Here is a 17506-nt window from a genome sequence, read left to right as displayed (position 1 = left end):
GATCGTGTGCCTGCCAAGCGACCACCCGTCCCCCTGTCCCGCGAGCGGATCATCGACGCCGCCCTGCACATCGCCGACGGCCAGGGCCTGCGCCGGCTGACCATGCGCCGGCTCGGCGACGCCCTCCAGGTGGAGGCCATGGCGATCTACCACCACCTGCCGCGGGGCAAGGAGGCGCTGATGGACGCCCTCGCCGAGCACGTCACGACCGTGCAGGTCGATCCGGCCACCGCCGCCACCTGGCAGGACAGGGCGCGCGCCTGGGCCCGCGCGAGCCGTGCCGCGCTGCTCGAACACCCCGGCGTGCTGTCGCTGGCCCTGACCAAGCCGCCGAAGGGGTCGGCCCTCATCGCGATCACGGAGCAGATCGAGCAGTTGCGCGAGTCGGGGGCGGGCGACCCGGCCGGAGCGGTCCGCGCGCTGCGCGCCTACGTCTTCGGCAGCGTGGCGGTGGAGGTTCAGCAGTCGGGGTGGGCGGATCCGGACGCCGAGGTGCGCGACGCGCGCACCGCCGAGGGCGAGCGCGACTTCGAGCACGGCCTCGACGCGCTGGTCGCGGGCCTCGGCGGCTGAGCCCCTGGAATTTCCGGTCGGTCCGCATCGGTCGTGTCCGCCGACCGGAATCTGTGACATCTCGGTTACCCGACCGTCGGCGTGTCGAGGCCCGACCGGTGCCGCCAATGGGGCATTCTTGTGTACTAGGTCACATCAGTGTGCGCGAGCCTGCTCGGGGTGCGGTCGGGTCCCCTGCCCGACCGGCGGAAATGCTCCGAACGGACTATGTCGTACGGATGCGGCCGAGCCGCAAACTGGTGGAGTCCAGTGTGGTGTGCGTCATACCCCACGGGCACCCGGAAGACAAACAAGAGCGAACGATAAGACACGGAGCCCCGGCGATGTGCCCTCATGAACCGGCCTGTCCCAGCGCGGATGCAAAGGACCGAGAAGCCGCCCGCACGATAGCCTGTCACCCAGAGCAGGGCTGGAGCCTGCTCTGCAACGGCGTCGTGCTGTTCGAGGACACCGGCGAGCTGCTGCCCGACGGCGGCGTCATCGCCCCGCACCGCCCCACCGACATGGCCATCAGCGCCGCTTAGGCGAAAGCAGCCACCGGGCCACCACCTCGCCCACCCGGGCGGGGTCCTTTTTGAACTCGTGCCCCTCCCCGGGGAGGACCACGAGACGTGCGGCGTCCTTCTCGTCCGGCACGCCGAACGGATCCCGATCTCCGCTGACCACGAGCACGGGGATCCCCGCCTGCCGTAGTTCTTCCGCCCGTGAGCGTTCCGGCTTGCCCGGCGGGTGGAGCGGGAACGCGAGCGCCACCACCGCCTCGGCTCCGACGGCGCGCGCGGTGCGGCAGGCGACCCGCGCGCCGTTGCTGCGCCCGCCTTGGACGAGCGGCAGGTCCGGGTGGCGCTCACGAAGCGCGGCGACGATCGACAGCCACGCCTCGTCCTGCTTGACCGCCGACCCCGGCGCACGCGCGCCGCGCAGCCGGAAGGGCTGGGTCACCCGTGCGACGGTCCCCCCGATCGCCAGCACCGCGTCCCGTACGGCGAGCAGGTCGGGGGCGTCCACACCTCCCCCGGACCCGTGGGTCAGGACCAGCAGCAGCCGGGGATCGGCCGCCTCGTCCACCTCGGCCAGAGCACGGCCGTGCGGGGTCTCGATCTCCATGCGGGCGACGGTAGCGGGTCCGACCGGAGCAGGAGGACACGACCCTCCGATCGGAGGATGGCACGCCCCCGCGGAAGGGGCCAGAATGTCACAGTGACGGACATCACATCGCAGCAGCCGCCGCCCGCGACCGGGCGCCCCGTTCCTCCGCCGCTTCCTCCGCCGTCGGCGGCCTCCTCGACCCGCGAGGACCTGCGCGCCGTCATGGCGGCCCGTCGTGACCTCGGCCCCGAGTACGAGGACGCGCTGGTGGACTCGTTCCTCGACAAGCTCGACGTCGAGATCGCCGCACGAATACGCAACGAGGTGGCGGCCCAGCTGCGTCACCAGCCGCCCGGCCCCGTGGTCAAGCAGAGGGACGGCGCCGTGGGCGTGGCCATGGGGTCGCTGGCCCTGGGCATCCCCCTGACCGGGATCGCGGTGGGAAACGCGAACCTCCCGGGCCTGCTCCTGTCCTGGGGCGGGATCATCGCGGTCAACTTCGCCTACGCCGTCAGCCGCCGCTCCCAGCGCTGACGTCCGGGCGCTGACGTCCGGGCGCTGACGTCCGGGCGCTGACATCCGGCCCGTCGGTTCACCGCCGCCGGCTGAGCGTCCTCAGCCGGCCGCGCCGGCCTCCATCCCGGGACGGACGTCCCGGCCCAGGCGCAGCAGCACCTGCTCGGCGAGCGCGGGATCGGGATGGTCGAGGCCGTAGCGCCACACGGTCTCCGCGTCGGCGTCGCGGCCCCGCAGCGGCAGCGTGCGGGCCAGCAGTTCGATCGCGAGCGCGCCGGTGCCGGCGTCGGCCCCCTCCTGACGGCTGTCCTCCACGGCTCCGGCGAACTGCGCGCACGCCATCTCCAGGTGCGCCATGCCGAGCAGCACCCGCAGCCGCGCCGGGTCGGCCACCGCGCTGACCGACAGCGCCTCAAGCAGGACGTCGGCGGCCCGCTCGGGCTCGCCGTCCTCCAGCAGCCGCTCGGCCATCCGCTCGACCACGACGGACAGACCCTCGCCGGCCTCGCCGCGGTCCGGCGCGTCCTCGTCCGCGGCGAGTTCCGCGAAGATCGCGGCCGCGCCGTCGAGGTCGCCGCCTTCGGCGAGCCGGCGCGCGTGGTCGAGCCGGTCGGACCGCCGCCCGGAATCGATGGCCGTCATACAGGGGCCTCGCATGGTCGCAGGTGATGAGAAACGATCACCGCGATCTTAACGAGACCGGCCGCCGGGCGGGGCCGACATACCCAACTGATCAGTCCTCGTAGGCCTCCAGGGGCGGGCAGGAGCAGACGAGGTTGCGGTCGCCGTACGCCTGGTCGATGCGGCGCACCGGCGACCAGTACTTGTCGTCGCGCAGGCCGGGAACCGGGTAGGCGGCCACCGCCCGCGAGTACGGGTGGGTCCACTCGCCGACGGTGAGGCACTCGGCCGTGTGCGGAGCGTTGCGGAGCGGGTTGTCGGTCGCGTCGTACTCTCCCGACGCCACCTTCGCGATCTCGCCCCGGATGGCGATCATCGCGTCGGCGAAGCGGTCGAGCTCGGCCAGGTCCTCGCTCTCGGTCGGCTCGATCATGAGCGTGCCGGCGACGGGGAACGACATCGTGGGCGCGTGGAAGCCGTAGTCGATCAGCCGCTTGGCCACGTCGTCCACCGTGACGCCGGTCTCCTTGGTGATCTGGCGAAGGTCGACGATGCACTCGTGGGCGACGAGGCCGTCCTTGCCGGTGTAGAGCACCGGGTAGTGCGGCGACAGCCGCCGGGCCAGGTAGTTGGCCGACAGGATCGCCTGCTCGGTGGCCTGCCGCAGCCCGTCGGCGCCCATCATCCTGACGTACGCCCACGAGATCGGCAGGATGCCCGCCGAGCCGTACGGCGCGGCCGAGACGTGCGCCGGCAGGTGCTCGGCGAGGTGGGCCTTGACCGCGACCGGGCCGACGCCGGGACCACCGCCGCCGTGCGGGATGCAGAAGGTCTTGTGCAGGTTCAGGTGGGAGACGTCCGCGCCGAACTCGCCCAGCTTGGCCAGGCCCACCAGCGCGTTGAGGTTGGCCCCGTCGACGTAGACCTGCCCGCCGGCCTCGTGCACCCGCTCGCAGATCTCGACGATCGTCTCCTCGTACACCCCGTGGGTGGACGGGTAGGTCACCATGATCGCGGCGAGCGCGTCGCGGTGCTTGCCGATCTTGACGGCGAGATCGGCCAGGTCGACGTTGCCGCTTTCGTCGCAGGCCACCACGACGACCCGCATGCCCGCCATGACGGCGCTGGCGGCGTTGGTGCCGTGCGCGGAGGACGGGATGAGGCACACGTCGCGGCTACCCTCGCCCCTGGAGCGATGGTAGGACCTGATGGCCAGCAGCCCGGCGAACTCGCCCTGGGAGCCCGCGTTCGGCTGGATCGACACCCGGTCGTAGCCGGTGACCTCGGCCAGCCAGCCCTCCAGCGTCGCGATCAGCTCGGCGTACCCCTCGGCCTGCTCCACCGGCGCGAACGGGTGGATGGACGCGAACTCCGGCCAGGTGATGGGCTCCATCTCGGTGGTCGCGTTGAGCTTCATCGTGCAGGAGCCCAGCGGGATCATCGAGCGGTCGAGCGCGATGTCCTTGTCCTGCAGCCGCCGCAGGTAGCGCAGCATCGCCGTCTCGGACCGGTGGGAGTGGAACACCGGGTGGGTGAGGAAGTCCGAGGTCCGGTGGAGGTCGGCCGGAAACGCGTCGGAGGTCACCCGGTCGAGGTCCTCGACCACGAGGTCGGGCGCGCCGAACGCCGCCCAGACCGCCCGCAGGTGGTCCGTGGTGGTCTTCTCGTCGCAGGCGACGCCGACGTGGTCGTCGCCGGCCAGGCGCAGGTTCACGCCCCGCTCCGCGGCGGCGGCCACGACCTCGGCGGCCCGGCCGGGCACGCGGGCGAGCACGGTGTCGAAGAACTCGTCGTGGACGACCTCCACGCCGCCCTCGCGCAGCCCGGCTGCCAGGACGGCCGCGTACCGGTGCGCCCGCTGGGCGATCCTCCTGAGACCGTCCGGGCCGTGGTAGACGGCGTACATCGAGGCCATGACGGCGAGCAGGACCTGCGCGGTGCAGATGTTGCTGGTGGCCTTCTCCCGCCGGATGTGCTGCTCGCGGGTCTGCAGGGCCAGCCGGTAGGCCGTGCGGCCGTCGGCATCCACCGAGACGCCGACCAGGCGGCCCGGCATCTGCCGCTGCAGGCCCTCGCGGACGGCCATGTACGCGGCGTGGGGGCCGCCGTAGCCCAGCGGGACACCGAAGCGCTGAGAGGAGCCGACGGCGATGTCGGCGCCCTGCTCGCCCGGAGGCTCCAACAGGGTCAGCGCCAGCAGGTCGGCCGCGGCCACCAGCAGCGCCCCCTGGGCGTGCGCCCGCTCGGCGACCGCGTGGAAGGACGCCACCCGGCCGCTCGCGCCCGGATACTGGACGAGGACCCCGAAGCACTCGGGCAGCTCACCGGCGAGGTCGGACTCCACCAGCGTGATGCCGAGCGGCTCGGCGCGGGTCGCCAGCACGGCCTTGGTCTGCGGCAGCGCGTCGGCGTCCACCACGAACACGTCGGTCTTCGCCTTGCTCGCCCGCCGCGCCAGCGTCATCGCCTCGGCCGCGGCCGTCGCCTCGTCGAGCAGGGACGCACCGGCGACGTCGAGGCCGGTGAGGTCCGACACGACCGTCTGGAAGTTCAGCAGCGCCTCCAGCCGCCCCTGTGAGATCTCCGGCTGGTAGGGCGTGTACGCCGTGTACCACCCGGGGTTCTCCAGCACGTTGCGGAGGACGACACCCGGGGTGATCGTGTCGTGGTATCCGAGGCCGATCATCGGAGTCAGCACCCGGTTGCGGCCGGCGAGGGCGCGCAGCTCGGCCAGGGCCTCGGCCTCCCCCACCGCCGCGGGCAGGTTCAGCGGGCCGCGCGTGCGGATGGCCTCGGGCACGGCCACGGCGAGCAGGTCGGCCACCGACTCGTAGCCGACGGCCTCCAGCATCCGGGCGCGGCCGGCCTCGGAGGGGCCGATATGACGGGTGGCGAAGGGCGGAGCGGAAAGATCGCGAAGTGTGGACCGATCGGTCATGACAGGGGCCTCCTGGGCGGGTCGAGACCTGCGGCGACCGTCCGGCGCCCTGGGTGGCGCGGCCGGTCGTGAAGCGGTCTCCCCCTCTGTCATCGGACCTGAGAGCTTCACCGGGCCGTCGAGCCCGGCTTTCCCCTTCGGTGAGGCGCCGCCTGGCCGGCGGGCCTGCTTTTCAGAGTCGCCTCGTCCGTGCGGTACGGATGCCTGAGAGATTCCGGGGAGGTTTGCTCCTTCGGCGCCCCTGAAATGCCAGGGGTCTCTCCCGCACGAGGTCGTCGGCCGTTCCCACTCTACCGGCTACCCCGGATCGGCCCGACTCGCACCCTGCTCGAGATCGGCGCCGAGACCGGCCTGGCGGGCGCGGACGATGGCCTCGGCCCGGTCGGCGACCGCCAGCTTGGCGAAGATGGCGGTGATGTGGTTGCTCACCGTCTTGCCGCTGATGGCCAGATGCCGGGCGATCGCGGGGTTGGACCGTCCCGCCGCGATGAGGTCGAGGACCTCCCGTTCACGCGCGGTGAGCTCGGGAAAGGGCTCCGGGGCCGGCGCGCGGGAGGCCCCGACGGCGAAGAAGTCGATGATCCGGCGAGCCACGCTCGGGCCGAAGACGGCGTGTCCGGCCGCGACCGAGCGGACCGCCCAGACGATCTCCTCCTGCTTCGCGCCCTTGACCAGGTATCCGAAGGCTCCGGCGCGCATCGCCGCGAACACCGACTCGTCGTCCTCGAACATCGTGAGCACGAGCACCCGGGTGGCGGGCACGGCGCGCACGATGGCCCTGGTGGCCTCCACCCCGTTGACGCCCGGCATGTGCAGGTCCATGACCACGACATCGGGGCGCGTGAGCTGCACCTCACGGCGGGCGGCGTCGCTCCGGCGCCCCCGGAGCCGCTGTCGCTCACCTCAACGTGCAGGGCGTGATCGGCGCGCAGGGAGACCCGGCACGCCGTCGCCCCGCCGTGGCGCAGCGCGTTGGTGACCGCCTCGGTGGCGATGCGATAGGCGGCCACCTCCACCGCGGCGGGCAGCGGCGGCAGGTCGTCCGGGGCGTCGACCGTGACCACGCACCCGGCGTGCTCGCGGCGCCAGGATTGCTGGGCGCGCTGGCGCAGCGCGCCCAGCAGTCCGAGCTCGTCGAGGTCGGGCGGGCGCAGATCGTAGACGAGCCGGCGGATGTCGGCGATCGCGGCAGTCAGGTCGGCGCGCAGGTCGAGCAGGAGCCGCCCGCTCCGCTCGGGGTCGGTGTGACGCAGATTGTGGGCCGCGTCGGCCTTGAGCGTCACCGCGGTGAGCACGGTGCCGAGGCCGTCGTGCAGATCGCGGCGCAGTCGCCGGCGTTCCTCCTCCCGCGCGGCCACGATGCGCGTGCGGGACTCGCCCAGTTGCTCCGACAAACGCACCGCCTGCAGGGCCAGGCCGACCGGGGCGGCCAGCAGTCCCAGGGCCCGCCGGTCCGCGCCGGACAGCCGGCTCTCCCCCGCCCGCAGCCCGACGAGCAGGTCCGCGGGCGGCCCGCCGGCCACCTCCAGCGGCACGGTGTGCCGCAGCCGCGGCGCCCGGCCGTACGTCGCGACCAGCCGCCCGTCGGAGCTGACCGCGGCGTACGGCAGCCGCAGCGCCTCGCACACGGCACGCAAGACCCCGTCCAGGCCGGTGCCGAGCCGCAGGCCGACCCGGGCGGCGGCCGCCGCAGGATCGCGGCGCTGGCCGTACATGACCCGGTCCACCGCGGACTGTACGGCCGAGCGGGCGGGCGCGAAGGCGAGCGCGACGACCGCGGTCGCGATCAGCGGGGTGGCCGACAGCCGGTCCCGCGCCAGCGCGGACAGCCCCGCGACGATGCCCAGGTAGGCCAGCACGACGCCGAGCGTGAGCACCCCGTACACCAGCGACCGGTTGACGATCAGCTCGATGTCGTACAACCCGTGGCGCAGGATCGCCACCGTGGCCGCGGCCGGGATCAGCGGCAGGGTCAGCAGGAACAACACCGGCCCGTCGGTCGTCACGATCCGCTGCGCGTTGAGCGCGGCGAACAGTCCCACCGCCCACAGCAGCCACATCAACTGCAGCCGTGGCACCCCGCGGGACCGGCGGACGCGCAGGACGAGCGCGCCGACAGAGGCCAGCAGCACCAGCGCGTCGGCGGCGGCGAACACCGGAATCAGCCGCTGGGCGACCTCACCCGCGACGACGGGCAGCATCGGCTCCCCCATGGCCAGCCCGTCCCCCGCCAGCCCGGCCACCACGGGCAGGGTCAGGGTGGGCGTGAGCGGCAGGACGGCGAGGGTCGCGACGGCCAGCGGCCGCCAGCGCCGCGACAGCGGCCTGCCGTCGGGAAACAACTGGACGATCAGCGGAAGACAGACGGCCGGCGCCGGGATCCACACGGTGATGCCGAACAGCTCGACCGCCCGCGCCCACCCCTCCGGCAGCCCGACCGCGTCGGTGATCAGCCCGAGGCAGGCCACGCTCAGCGTGTAACAGGCGCCGTACGCCACGAACAGCAGCCCGATGCGGTGCCCGGGGCGGTGGGCGAGCACCAGCGCGCCGAACGCGGTGAAGGTCAGCGCCTGGACGCTGTTGGTCAGCAGGTAGGAGTCGTCGGCCGCGTCGGCGAAGGTGAACCCGCCGAGGAACCACGACACCCACGCCGCCGCCACCACGACGGCCGTGAGGATGAGCACCGCGACCGGACCGGCCCGCCTGACTGCCATGCGCTCATCATCGGACCCCGGCGCTCCCATCGGCCATAGGAGCGTGCTCCCGGATCACGGGGAGCATGGGACCGGAATCGGGACCATGCCCCCACGACGAAGGGAGCGGTCCGCGCCCATCCTCGGACTCGATCGGACAGCTCCCGAACTCTCGGAGGATCATCATGCAGCCGACCATCGACGCCCGCGCCGCCACCACCCCGCAGAAACCGCCGCGGGACGTGCGCGGCTTCTGGCGGGTGCTGCTCGCCGTCGTCGCTCCGCTCCCCATGCTCGGCATGGGTCTCCACTACCTGTTCAGCCCCGTGGACGGCGGCGAGTCGTTCGAGGCCACGGTCGCGGCGTACGCGGCCCACGAGCAGGCCGCGGGCGTGATCCGATGGTTCGCCCTGCCGTTCCTGGTCGGGCTGATCCCGGCCACCTTCGCCGTGGCCTGGGTGGCCCGTCGCGGCGCTCCCAGGCTCACCACGGCGGGCGTCCTCCTCGCGCTGCTCGGCGACCTGGCCGGCTTCCCCTTGATCCGCGGCGGCGACGACCTGGCGTACCTGACAGTGACCAGGCACTTCGACGTGGCGACCATGGCGAGGATTCAGAACGCGCTCGAGGACGACCCCGTACAGCTGGTGGCGAGCCTGCTGTTCATCGTGGGCATCGTCGTCGGCCTGCTACTGCTCGGCCTCGCGCTATCGCGCGGCGGCGCGGCACCGGCCTGGATGGGCCTTCTGCTCGCTGCCGGCGGGTTCACCCATCCGTTCATGCCCGGTCACACCGCGTCGGGCATCGGCCTGCTGATCACGGCCGTGGGCTTCGCCGGCGCGTCCGTCGCCCTGCTGCGTATGCGTAACGACGAGTTCGACCTGCCACCGGCCAGGCCCGGCGCGCGCGCCTGACCGTTCGAGCCCGGTGATAGCCGGGGCATCCGTCAGCCGGTCCTGCGGGCCTTTCTCCGGCGGGCCAGCTCGTCCGACGGATGGTCCCCCTCCGCATCCGGAGCGGCCTCCGCGCGCTCACCCGGAAGCTCGGCCAGCGATCCCTCGACCTCCCGCCACACCCGCCCGAGCGCGATGCCGAACACACCCTGGCCGCCCTGCAGCAGATCGATCACCTCGTCGGCGCTCGTGCACTCGTAGACGCTCACGCCGTCGCTCATCAAGGTGATCTGGGCCAGGTCGTTGACGCCGCGGTCGCGCAGATGCTGAACGGCGGTGCGTATCTGCTGGAGGGAGACCCCCGTGTCCAGAAGACGTTTGACGACCTTCAGGACGAGGATGTCGCGGAAGCTGTACAGTCGCTGGGACCCGGATCCCTGGGCGGCCCTTATCGTCGGGAGCACCAGCTCGGTCCGGGCCCAGTAGTCGAGCTGCCGGTAGGTGATCCCGGCCGCGGCACACGCCGTGGGCCCGCGGTATCCGATGCCCTGAGGCAGCGCCGTCGGCTGCTCGTCGAACAGCAGGCCCTGTTCGCCGGCGCGCTCGCGCGCCGCCTGCCGAACCGGGTCGTGCTGGCCGGCCGACTTACCCTCGCCGCTGCTGACCGCCACTGCGGACCTCCGGCTTTCTCTCATCCCACGGTCTGATCTGGGGGTTCGTGAATTACAACCGTGGTTTCCCTTGCACCGTAGGACCGGGGCCATCGTCAGTCAACGACCCCGTCCGGCGCGTCGTGAAGCGTAATCTCCCGAAATCGTCCGGCACGTCAGCCCGCCCGGCCGAAGTCTTCCGGTGTGATTTTGTCCAGGAACTCGCGAAACTTCTCCACTTCGTCTTCCTGGTCGTCGGGCATGCTCACGCCCGCCTCCTGGATCACGTCCTCACTCGCGTAAATCGTCGCACCCGTACGCAACGCCAGCGCGATCGAGTCCGAAGGACGGGCGCTGACCTCCACACCGTTGGAGAAGACCAGATCGGCGAAGAAGATGCCATCGCGGAGCGCGACGATGTTGACGGTGCGCAACCGCACCCCCAGGGCCTCAAGAACGTCACGGAACAAGTCGTGGGTGAGCGGCCGGGGCGGGGGCTCCTCCGCCTGGGCCAGCGCGATGGCGGTCGCCTCGGTCATCCCGATCCAGATCGGCAGGTACCGATCACCGCTCGCCTCCTTCAGGAGAACGATCGGCTGGTTGGTGGGCATCTCAACGCGAACCCCCACGACCTCCATCTGCAACACGGGCGGCTCCGTCTCAAGCGTCGCGGCATATCACCAGGCATTCAACGTAACACCCACGGAGGTGCGGATGTGCCGGTCACCGCCCCAGAACGCCGCGAACACTCCCACGCAGTAATGCATTGTGCAGTTCCTGGAGAAGTCCGGAGATCTCCCGGGCGGTCTCGTCCGCCTCCGCGATCGCCCCCGGCGCCTTGCGCCGCAGCAGCGGGGCCACCGCCTGCTCGATGAGACCGGTCTCCCGCTCCACCACGGCGCGGACCGCCCTCAGGTGCCGCGCCCGCAGGCCGAACCGCGCCAGCGCCCCCACGCTGCGCGCGACCTCCAGCGCCTCCCCGTCGTAGCGGCGCGCCACGGCCGCGACCAGGCCGAAGCTCTCCATCTCGGTCAGGGTCTCCTCGTCGATGCCGGCGGCCTCGATGAGCTCCTCCCGGCTGAGACGCACGGGCGGGGCGCCGTCGGACACCGCGTGCGGACGGGCCGCCTGCTCGTCCAGCTGATCCTTGATCACACGGAGCGGCAGGTACTGGTCACGCTGCGCACGCAGGATGTACCGCAGGCGCTCGACGTCGTTGTAGGTGAACTTGCGGTAGCCCGACGGGCTCCGCTGGGGCTCGATCAGCCCCTCACCCTCCAGAAACCGGATCTTGGAGACGGTCACGTCCGGGAACTCGACCTGCAGCAGGGCGAGCACCTCCCCGATGCTCATGAACGCCCGTACGGCCTGCGCGCTCATGACTCCTCCTCCTCACCGATCACAGCCCTCCGGGACCACGCGTGAGGAACACCAGCCGGAACTTGCCGATCTGCACCTCGTCGCCGCCCTGCAAGGGGGACTCCTCGATGCGCTCCCGGTTGACGTAGCTGCCGTTGAGGCTGCCCACGTCACGCACGGTGAACTGGCCGCCGCGCCGGTAGAACTCCACGTGCCTCCTGGACACGGTCACATCGTCCAGGAAAATGTCGCTTTCCGGGTGGCGACCCGCCGTAGTGAGGTCGCTGTCGAGCAGAAATCGGCTCCCCGCGTTCGGACCCCGCATGACCACCAGAAGAGCCGTGCCGGGCGGCAACTGCTCGACCGAGGCCCTGTCCGGCAGAAGCGTCTGGCCCGTCTCCGCCTCAAGCGCCTCAAGTGAGATCGTCGAGGTGGTGTCGGCTGCGACGGGCGCCGGAGCGCTCAGCGGCGAACCGCATCGTGAGCAGAAACGGGCATCCTCGGGGTTGGCATGACCGCACTGCGTGCAGTAGACGCTGGGCATCGAACGGCTCGGCCTCTCTCACGACTTGCTCTAGGACTAGCTCAAACTGCGAATGCCGCAACTTACGCTGATCAGGCACAAAGGTCAAGACCGCGGCTGGGCGCGGACTGACCAACGCTACAGCCAGCGGAGGTTCAATGTCATCTAGCACCCGCTGCTTGTTCGACGACGCGGGCCCAGCGCTCCAGGAGTGCCTGGGCGGTGTCCATGTCGTGGCCCTCCGCCCACAGGTGGGTGACGGCCTCGGCGGGGTCGGGCAGGACGAGGGCCCAGCTCCCGTCGTCCTCCACGACGCGGACGCCGTCGGTGGTGTCCAGGCGGTGGCCCTCGGCCGCCTCGACGACCGAGCGCATCACGGCCCCCTTGTGCGCCCAGGGCGTGGGAACGGTCCGCTTGAGCAGCTTGGCCTCCGGGATGCGGGCGTCGATCTGGCTGAGCGACAGCCGGGTGCGCGCGACCAGGCCGAGCAGGCGCAGGAACACCGCCAGGCCGTCCACGGTGGGCGCGAACTCCGGGACGATGAAGCCGCCCTTCCCGTCGCCCGCGAAGATCGTGTCGGGATGCCGGGCCGACCGCGTCAGCGTGTCGAGGCTGGTGGCCGTCCAGTCGACCTGCACGCCGTGGAAGCGGCACACCATCTCCGCCACCCGGGTCGTGGTGACCGGCAGGGCCACCCGGCCGCCCCGGCGCTCGGCCGCCACCAGGTCGAGCACGACGAGCAGGGCCCGCTCCTCGCTGATCAGCTGGCCCATCTCGTCCACGAGGGACACGCGCTCCCCCACCGGGTCGAACCGTACGCCGAAGGCGGCCCGCGCCGAGGCCACCAGCTCCGCCAGGCGCTGCAGGTCGCGGCGGCGCTCGGCGAGCGTCTCGGTCGGCGAGGCGTCGTCGAGGCGGTTGTTCACGGTGAGCACGTCGACCCCGGCCCGGCCCAGCAGGCTCGGCAGCACGAGCGAGGAGGTGCCGCCCGCGCAGTCGACCACGACCTTCATCTCGGCGTCCTTCACCCCGGACATGTCGATGCAGGCCAGCAGCTCCCGCGCGTACGTGTCGACGGCGCGGGCCGGGAAGGTCAGCTCGGCGATCTCGCCGGGGAAGGCCCGGCGGTACTCCTGCCGGGAGAAGACCCGCTCCAGCTTGCGCTGGGCCGCCTGGGACAGGTCGGCCCCCGTCTCGTCCATGAACACGATGTCGACGCTCTGGGGGTCGCCCGCCGTGGTGCGCACGGCGATGCCGCCCCGGACGTTCTCCCGTGAGGTGTTGAACCTGGCGACCGGCAGGGCGGCGGCCTCCAGATCGACCACGTTGATCGCGCTGGAGTTCAGCGCGCTGATCACCGCTCGCTTGAGCGCCCGGGCCGCGCGCGAGGCGTCGCGGGAGGTGACGACGGTGTCGCCCTTGCGCAGCGTCGTGGCGTACGCGCTGGCCAGCCGTACGCACAGCTCCGGGGTGATCTCGACGTTGACCAGCCCGGACACCCCGCGGGGGCCGAACAGGCTGCGCTGGCCGCGCGACTCCCAGATGACGCTGGTGTTGACGACCGTGCCCGCCTCGATCGTCTTGAACGGGTAGATCTTCACGCCGGAGGAGACGTACGCCTCGGCCTCGATGACGCACTCGTCGCCGACGACGGCGTTCTCCTCGATCCTCGCGCCGGTCATCACGTCGGTGTTCTTGCCGATCACACAGCCGCGCAGGTGGGCGGCGGGGCCGACGTACACGTTGTCGCTGACCACGGCGCGGTGGAGGAAGGCGCCCTCCTTGACGACGGCGTTGCTGCCGAGCACCGTGTACTCCCGCAGTTCGGCGCCGGCCTCGACCTTGGCGTAGTCGCCGATGTAGAGGGGGCCCTTGAGCACCGCCTCGGGGTCCACCGAGGCGCCCTCTGCGGCCCACACGCCCGGAGCCAGCTCGAACGCGTCGAAGTCGACCTTGACCTTGCCCTCAAGCACGTCGGCCTGGGCCTTGAGGTAGCTCTCGTGCGTGCCGACGTCCTCCCAGTAGCCCTCGGCCACGTAGCCGAACAGCCGGCAGCCCCGTTCGAGCATGTCGGGGAAGACGTCGGACGACCAGTCGACCGACTGGCCGGGGGCGATCTCGTCGAGGACCGACGGCTCCATGATGTAGATGCCGGTGTTGACCGTGTCGGAGAACACCTGGCCCCAGGTGGGCTTCTCCAGGAAGCGCTGGATGCGGCCGTTGTCGTCCACGATGATGATCCCGAACTCCAGCGGGTTGGGCACGCGCTTGAGCCCGATGGTGACCAGCGCCCGGTTCTCGCGGTGGAAGCGGAGCATGTCGGTCAGGTCGATGTCGGTGAGCGCGTCTCCGGAGATGACCAGGAAGCGGTCGTCGCGGAGCTTGTCGGCGGCGTTCTTCACGCTGCCGGCCGTGCCGAGGGGGATCTCCTCGGTGGCGTAGTGGAGGGTCATGCCCAGCTCGTCGCCGTCGCCGAAGTAGTTGCGGATCAGCGCGGCCAGGAACTGCACGGTCACCACAGTCTCGGTGAACCCGTGCCGCTTGAGCAGCCGGAGCACATGCTCCATGATCGGCCGATTGATGATGGGGAGCAGGGGCTTGGGCTGGTTCGCGGTCATCGGCCGCAGCCGTGTCCCCTCCCCGCCCGCCATGACGACGGCCTTCACGGGTCACCCCTTCGTTAGCTGGCGCACCTGTACGACATACAACACCCCCGCCCACCAATACAGACCAGTTCCCCAGATGGCGAAGGCCCATCCGAAGATCGCGGCAATCTCGGCGTACCATCCCTCGTGCGAGGCGAGGAACAGCAGCGGGAAGGCGTACATCAGGGCGGCGGTGCCGGCCTTGCCGAGGAAGTGGACGGGCAGCGCCGGGCCGTACCCGTGCCGCCGCAGCACGGGCGGCATCCACAGCAGCAGCACGTCGCGCAGCGGCACCGCGAGCGCCAGCCACCAGGGGACGGCGCCCCGCAGCACCAGGCCGACCAGGGTGGCGAGGATGTAGAGCCGGTCGGCGAGCGGGTCGATGAGCCGGCCCAGCCTGCTGATCTGGTTCCAGGCGCGGGCGAGCTTGCCGTCGAGCCAGTCGCTGAAGCCGGCCAGCGCCAGCAGCGCGATGGCCCACCCGTCGGCGTGAGGGCCGAGCACCAGCCAGAGGAAGACGGGGACGCCGAGCAGCCGCAGGGCGCTCAGCAGGTTGGGCACCGTCCAGATCCGGTCCTCGGCAGCGTTCACGCCCCAGACCCTACATGCCGCCCTCACGGTCGCTCCGGGCAGGAGCCACGGGCTTGAACCCGGTGTCGACCAAGCCGAACCGATGCGCCATGACCGCCGCCTGAGTGCGGTTGCGCAGCTTCAGCTTGTCGATGAGCGCGGCGACATGGCTCTTGACCGTCGTGACCCCCACGTGCAGCCGGTCGGCGATCTCGGCGTTGGACAGGCCGACCCCGACCAGGGCGAGCACCTGCGCCTCGCGCTCGGTGAGGCCCGGCGGAAGCGGCGCCGCCTGCCGCTCGGCCGCGAGGGCCCGTTCGACGACGCGCCGCAGCACCGACGGCGCGAGCGGAGGGTCTCCCGTCGCGGCCCGCCGCACCGACTCGACCATCCGGGCGGGCGGGTCGTCCTTCACCAGGAACCCGAGCGCGCCCGCGCCCAGCGCCGCGTAGAGGTTCTCGTCCTCGGAGAAGGTGGTGAGCACGACGATCCGGGCGGACGGCTGGGCGGCGAGGATCCTGCGGGTGGCCTCCAGTCCGTCGACGCGCGGCATCCGCAGGTCCATCAGCACCACATCGGGACGGTGCCGCTCGGCCAGCCGTACGGCCTCGGCCCCGTCGGCGGCCTCCCCGCACACCTCGATGCCGCCGGCCGCCTCCAGCATCATCCGGACGCCCGCCCGCACCAGCGCCTGGTCGTCGGCGACCACGACGCGGATCACGCGAACCTCCCCGTCATGCGGCACTCCGACCGGCTCTCACGCGGCACCGGCAGTGAGGCGGCCAGCCGCCAGCCGCCGCCCTCGGCCGGGCCCGCGGTGACGTGCCCGCCGAAGGCGCGGGCCCGCTCCCGCATGCCCGCGATGCCCTGGCCGTGGGAGGGCAGGACGTCCGGGGGACGGGACGTGCCGGGGCCGTTGCGCACCTCGACCGTGAGCGCGTCCGGGCGTATCCCCACGTCGACCTCCGCCCGGGCCCCCGGCCCGGCGTGCTTGAGCACGTTCGTCAGCCCCTCCTGGACGATCCTCGCCGCCGAGGCCCGCACCACCAGCGGGGCCCGTTCCACCTCGGGCGCGAGACGCAGGTCCACGCGCAGGCCGGCCGCCGACATCCGGGACACGGCGTCGCGCAGCACGTCGCCGGGGTCGGCCAGCATGTTCGCGAGCGTGAGGTCGGAGCCCAGCGCCTCGTCCGGGTCGCGCAGCACGGCCAGCAGGCCGCGCAGGTCCTCAAGCACGCGGTGGCCGGTGTCCCTGATGTCGGCCAGCGCCTCGGCGGCCGGGCCGCCGGCTCCCGCGTACTGCGCCGCGCTCGCCCGCAGCACCATCGCCCCCACGTGGTGGGCCACGATGTCGTGGACCTCGCGGGCGATCCGCTCCCGCTCGGCGAGCCGGCCGGCCCTGTCCCGCTCCGCGGCCAGTTCGGCGGCGTGCCTGGCCTGGGCCTGCCGCACGCCGACGTACCGGCCGATCGCCACGGGCGCGGTCACCATCGTCATCAGCGCCACCACCCGGAACAGGGTGATGTCGCCGGGGTCGTCCACGACCACGATCGCGGCGACCGAGCAGGTCAGGGCGTACGCCGCGGCGACCCAGGGCCAGGCGGCGCGGGTCGCGAACACGCCGAGGGCCACCAGGGCGAGCAGTTGCAGGCTGTTGCCGGCCCTCGGGACGTAGTGGTCGGCCACGACCAGCGCGAGGCTCTCCAGCAGCAGCACCGCGCCGGGCAGGTGCCGCACGACGCCCAGAGCGAGCCCCGCGAGCATCACCCCGAGCGCGACCGCCCACACGGGCGGCTCGCCGCCGTGCCAGTACGGCCAGGTGGTCAGCACCGACAGCGCCACCCCGCCGCCGGCGAGCAGCAGGTCGAGCAGCGGCGCGGGATCCTCCTTGCGGCGCCCCTCCTGACCGCGCAGGTAGCGGCCGATCAGCACCGGGGCCGCGATCAGTCCGACGGAGTAGAACCAGGTGTTGCTCGTGAGGGCGATGCCGGGATCGGCGAGGTTCACGGCGGTCGCAGCGGAGGCGAGCACGGCGACCGGCGCCGTCCAGCCCCAGCCGCGCGACCTGGCCAGCACGCCCACCGAGATCGGCAGCAGGACCTGGAGGGTGTTGACGGTGAACGCGCCGATCTGGTCGCACACCATTAGCAGCACGGACAGGTAGACGGCCACAGGGCCGGGCCATCGGCGCACCAGGCCCATCGGCAGCCCGGCCAGCAGGGCGAAGCCCGTTCCGACCCACGCCGGGGCCGGGCCGCTCCCGCCGCTCCAGGAACCGGCGCTGACGAGCACGTCGAGCCCGGTCCCGCCCACCGCCAGGCCGATGTCGAGGGCCGTGCCGCGCGAGAGCGCGAAGGGCCCGCCAGTGAGGGGACGCTGGGGAACGAGCCGGCGCGTCGATGGCCACCGCATACGGGAACGCTACCGCCCGCCCGCGTG

Annotated in this window: 16 protein-coding genes, 1 pseudogene and 1 riboswitch; of the genes and pseudogenes, 4 read left to right on the top strand and 13 right to left on the bottom strand. The window is 72.1% G+C overall.

Annotation, left to right across the window (positions count from 1 at the left end; all coding sequences use genetic code 11):
• Positions 1-6: 6 nt before the first annotated feature.
• On the top strand, positions 7-573 hold the full coding sequence (locus tag ACGFIB_RS18185) for a TetR/AcrR family transcriptional regulator C-terminal domain-containing protein (RefSeq protein ID WP_393373143.1): 567 nt from the start codon (positions 7-9) through the stop codon (positions 571-573).
• A 323-nt stretch (positions 574-896) separates the two neighbouring features.
• The gene (locus ACGFIB_RS18180; protein WP_079313908.1) at positions 897-1097 is read left to right on the top strand and encodes a DUF5999 family protein; all 201 of its coding nucleotides are present in this window, start codon (positions 897-899) and stop codon (positions 1095-1097) included.
• Here the strand turns inward: ACGFIB_RS18180 and ACGFIB_RS18175 are convergent.
• Positions 1084-1680, bottom strand: coding sequence for an alpha/beta hydrolase family protein (locus ACGFIB_RS18175; RefSeq protein WP_393373140.1), 597 nt, complete (start codon positions 1678-1680; stop codon positions 1084-1086). The genes ACGFIB_RS18180 and ACGFIB_RS18175 overlap by 14 nt on opposite strands.
• Before the next feature lie 93 nt (positions 1681-1773).
• Here ACGFIB_RS18175 and ACGFIB_RS18170 point away from each other — a divergent pair, with 93 nt between their 5' ends.
• Positions 1774-2196 (top strand): hypothetical protein, encoded by a 423-nt coding sequence (locus ACGFIB_RS18170; protein ID WP_191053700.1) that lies wholly within the window; start codon positions 1774-1776, stop codon positions 2194-2196.
• An 81-nt stretch (positions 2197-2277) separates the two neighbouring features.
• On the opposite strand, the gene ACGFIB_RS18165 is transcribed toward ACGFIB_RS18170, so the two are convergent.
• From ACGFIB_RS18165 to ACGFIB_RS18150, 4 genes and pseudogenes are all read right to left on the bottom strand, one after another.
• Positions 2278-2820, bottom strand: a complete 543-nt coding sequence (locus tag ACGFIB_RS18165; RefSeq protein ID WP_142574261.1) for a hypothetical protein — start codon at positions 2818-2820, stop codon at positions 2278-2280.
• 91 nt (positions 2821-2911) lie between these two features.
• Positions 2912-5737 (bottom strand): aminomethyl-transferring glycine dehydrogenase, encoded by a 2826-nt coding sequence (gene gcvP / locus ACGFIB_RS18160; protein ID WP_393373137.1) that lies wholly within the window; start codon positions 5735-5737, stop codon positions 2912-2914.
• 182 nt (positions 5738-5919) lie between these two features.
• Positions 5920-6012: riboswitch (glycine riboswitch) on the bottom strand.
• Between the two features lie 22 nt (positions 6013-6034).
• Positions 6035-6547, bottom strand: a complete 513-nt coding sequence (locus tag ACGFIB_RS18155; protein ID WP_393373134.1) for a LuxR C-terminal-related transcriptional regulator — start codon at positions 6545-6547, stop codon at positions 6035-6037.
• Positions 6548-6885: 338 nt separating this feature from the next.
• Positions 6886-7452 (bottom strand): annotated as a pseudogene (locus ACGFIB_RS18150) (histidine kinase); the annotation flags it as partial.
• Between the two features lie 1163 nt (positions 7453-8615).
• Here ACGFIB_RS18150 and ACGFIB_RS18145 point away from each other — a divergent pair.
• A complete protein-coding gene (locus tag ACGFIB_RS18145) occupies positions 8616-9341 on the top strand; it encodes a hypothetical protein (RefSeq protein WP_393373131.1) in 726 nt (241 codons plus the stop codon).
• Positions 9342-9373: 32 nt separating this feature from the next.
• On the opposite strand, the gene ACGFIB_RS18140 is transcribed toward ACGFIB_RS18145, so the two are convergent.
• From ACGFIB_RS18140 to ACGFIB_RS18105, 8 genes are all read right to left on the bottom strand, one after another.
• Positions 9374-9991 carry a MerR family transcriptional regulator gene (locus tag ACGFIB_RS18140; protein WP_244311170.1) on the bottom strand — a complete coding sequence of 206 codons (618 nt, stop codon included), beginning with the start codon at positions 9989-9991 and terminating at the stop codon, positions 9374-9376.
• A 155-nt stretch (positions 9992-10146) separates the two neighbouring features.
• Complete coding sequence (locus ACGFIB_RS18135) at positions 10147-10617, bottom strand: bifunctional nuclease family protein (RefSeq protein ID WP_111698626.1); 471 nt, start codon at positions 10615-10617, stop codon at positions 10147-10149.
• A gap of 76 nt (positions 10618-10693) precedes the next feature.
• Positions 10694-11350 carry a transcriptional regulator FtsR gene (ftsR, locus tag ACGFIB_RS18130; protein WP_357247206.1) on the bottom strand — a complete coding sequence of 219 codons (657 nt, stop codon included), beginning with the start codon at positions 11348-11350 and terminating at the stop codon, positions 10694-10696.
• A 19-nt stretch (positions 11351-11369) separates the two neighbouring features.
• Positions 11370-11873, bottom strand: a complete 504-nt coding sequence (locus tag ACGFIB_RS18125; protein ID WP_142574255.1) for an FHA domain-containing protein — start codon at positions 11871-11873, stop codon at positions 11370-11372.
• 140 nt (positions 11874-12013) lie between these two features.
• Entirely contained in the window at positions 12014-14518 is a 2505-nt protein-coding gene (locus ACGFIB_RS18120; protein WP_142574254.1) for a mannose-1-phosphate guanyltransferase, read from the bottom strand.
• A gap of 3 nt (positions 14519-14521) precedes the next feature.
• Entirely contained in the window at positions 14522-15088 is a 567-nt protein-coding gene (locus tag ACGFIB_RS18115; protein WP_182902288.1) for a CDP-alcohol phosphatidyltransferase family protein, read from the bottom strand.
• Between the two features lie 10 nt (positions 15089-15098).
• Entirely contained in the window at positions 15099-15788 is a 690-nt protein-coding gene (locus ACGFIB_RS18110) for a response regulator transcription factor (RefSeq protein ID WP_357247203.1), read from the bottom strand.
• Positions 15785-17479 (bottom strand): ATP-binding protein, encoded by a 1695-nt coding sequence (locus ACGFIB_RS18105; RefSeq protein WP_393373125.1) that lies wholly within the window; start codon positions 17477-17479, stop codon positions 15785-15787. Before ACGFIB_RS18105 ends, ACGFIB_RS18110 begins: the two co-directional genes overlap by 4 nt.
• Between the last annotated feature and the right edge of the window lie 27 nt (positions 17480-17506).

It is taken from the genome of Microbispora bryophytorum (genome assembly GCF_043197435.1).
Classification (GTDB): domain Bacteria; phylum Actinomycetota; class Actinomycetes; order Streptosporangiales; family Streptosporangiaceae; genus Microbispora; species Microbispora bryophytorum.
The sequence above is the reverse complement of the archived record's forward strand: the minus strand, read 5'-3'. Positions and strand labels throughout refer to the sequence as shown.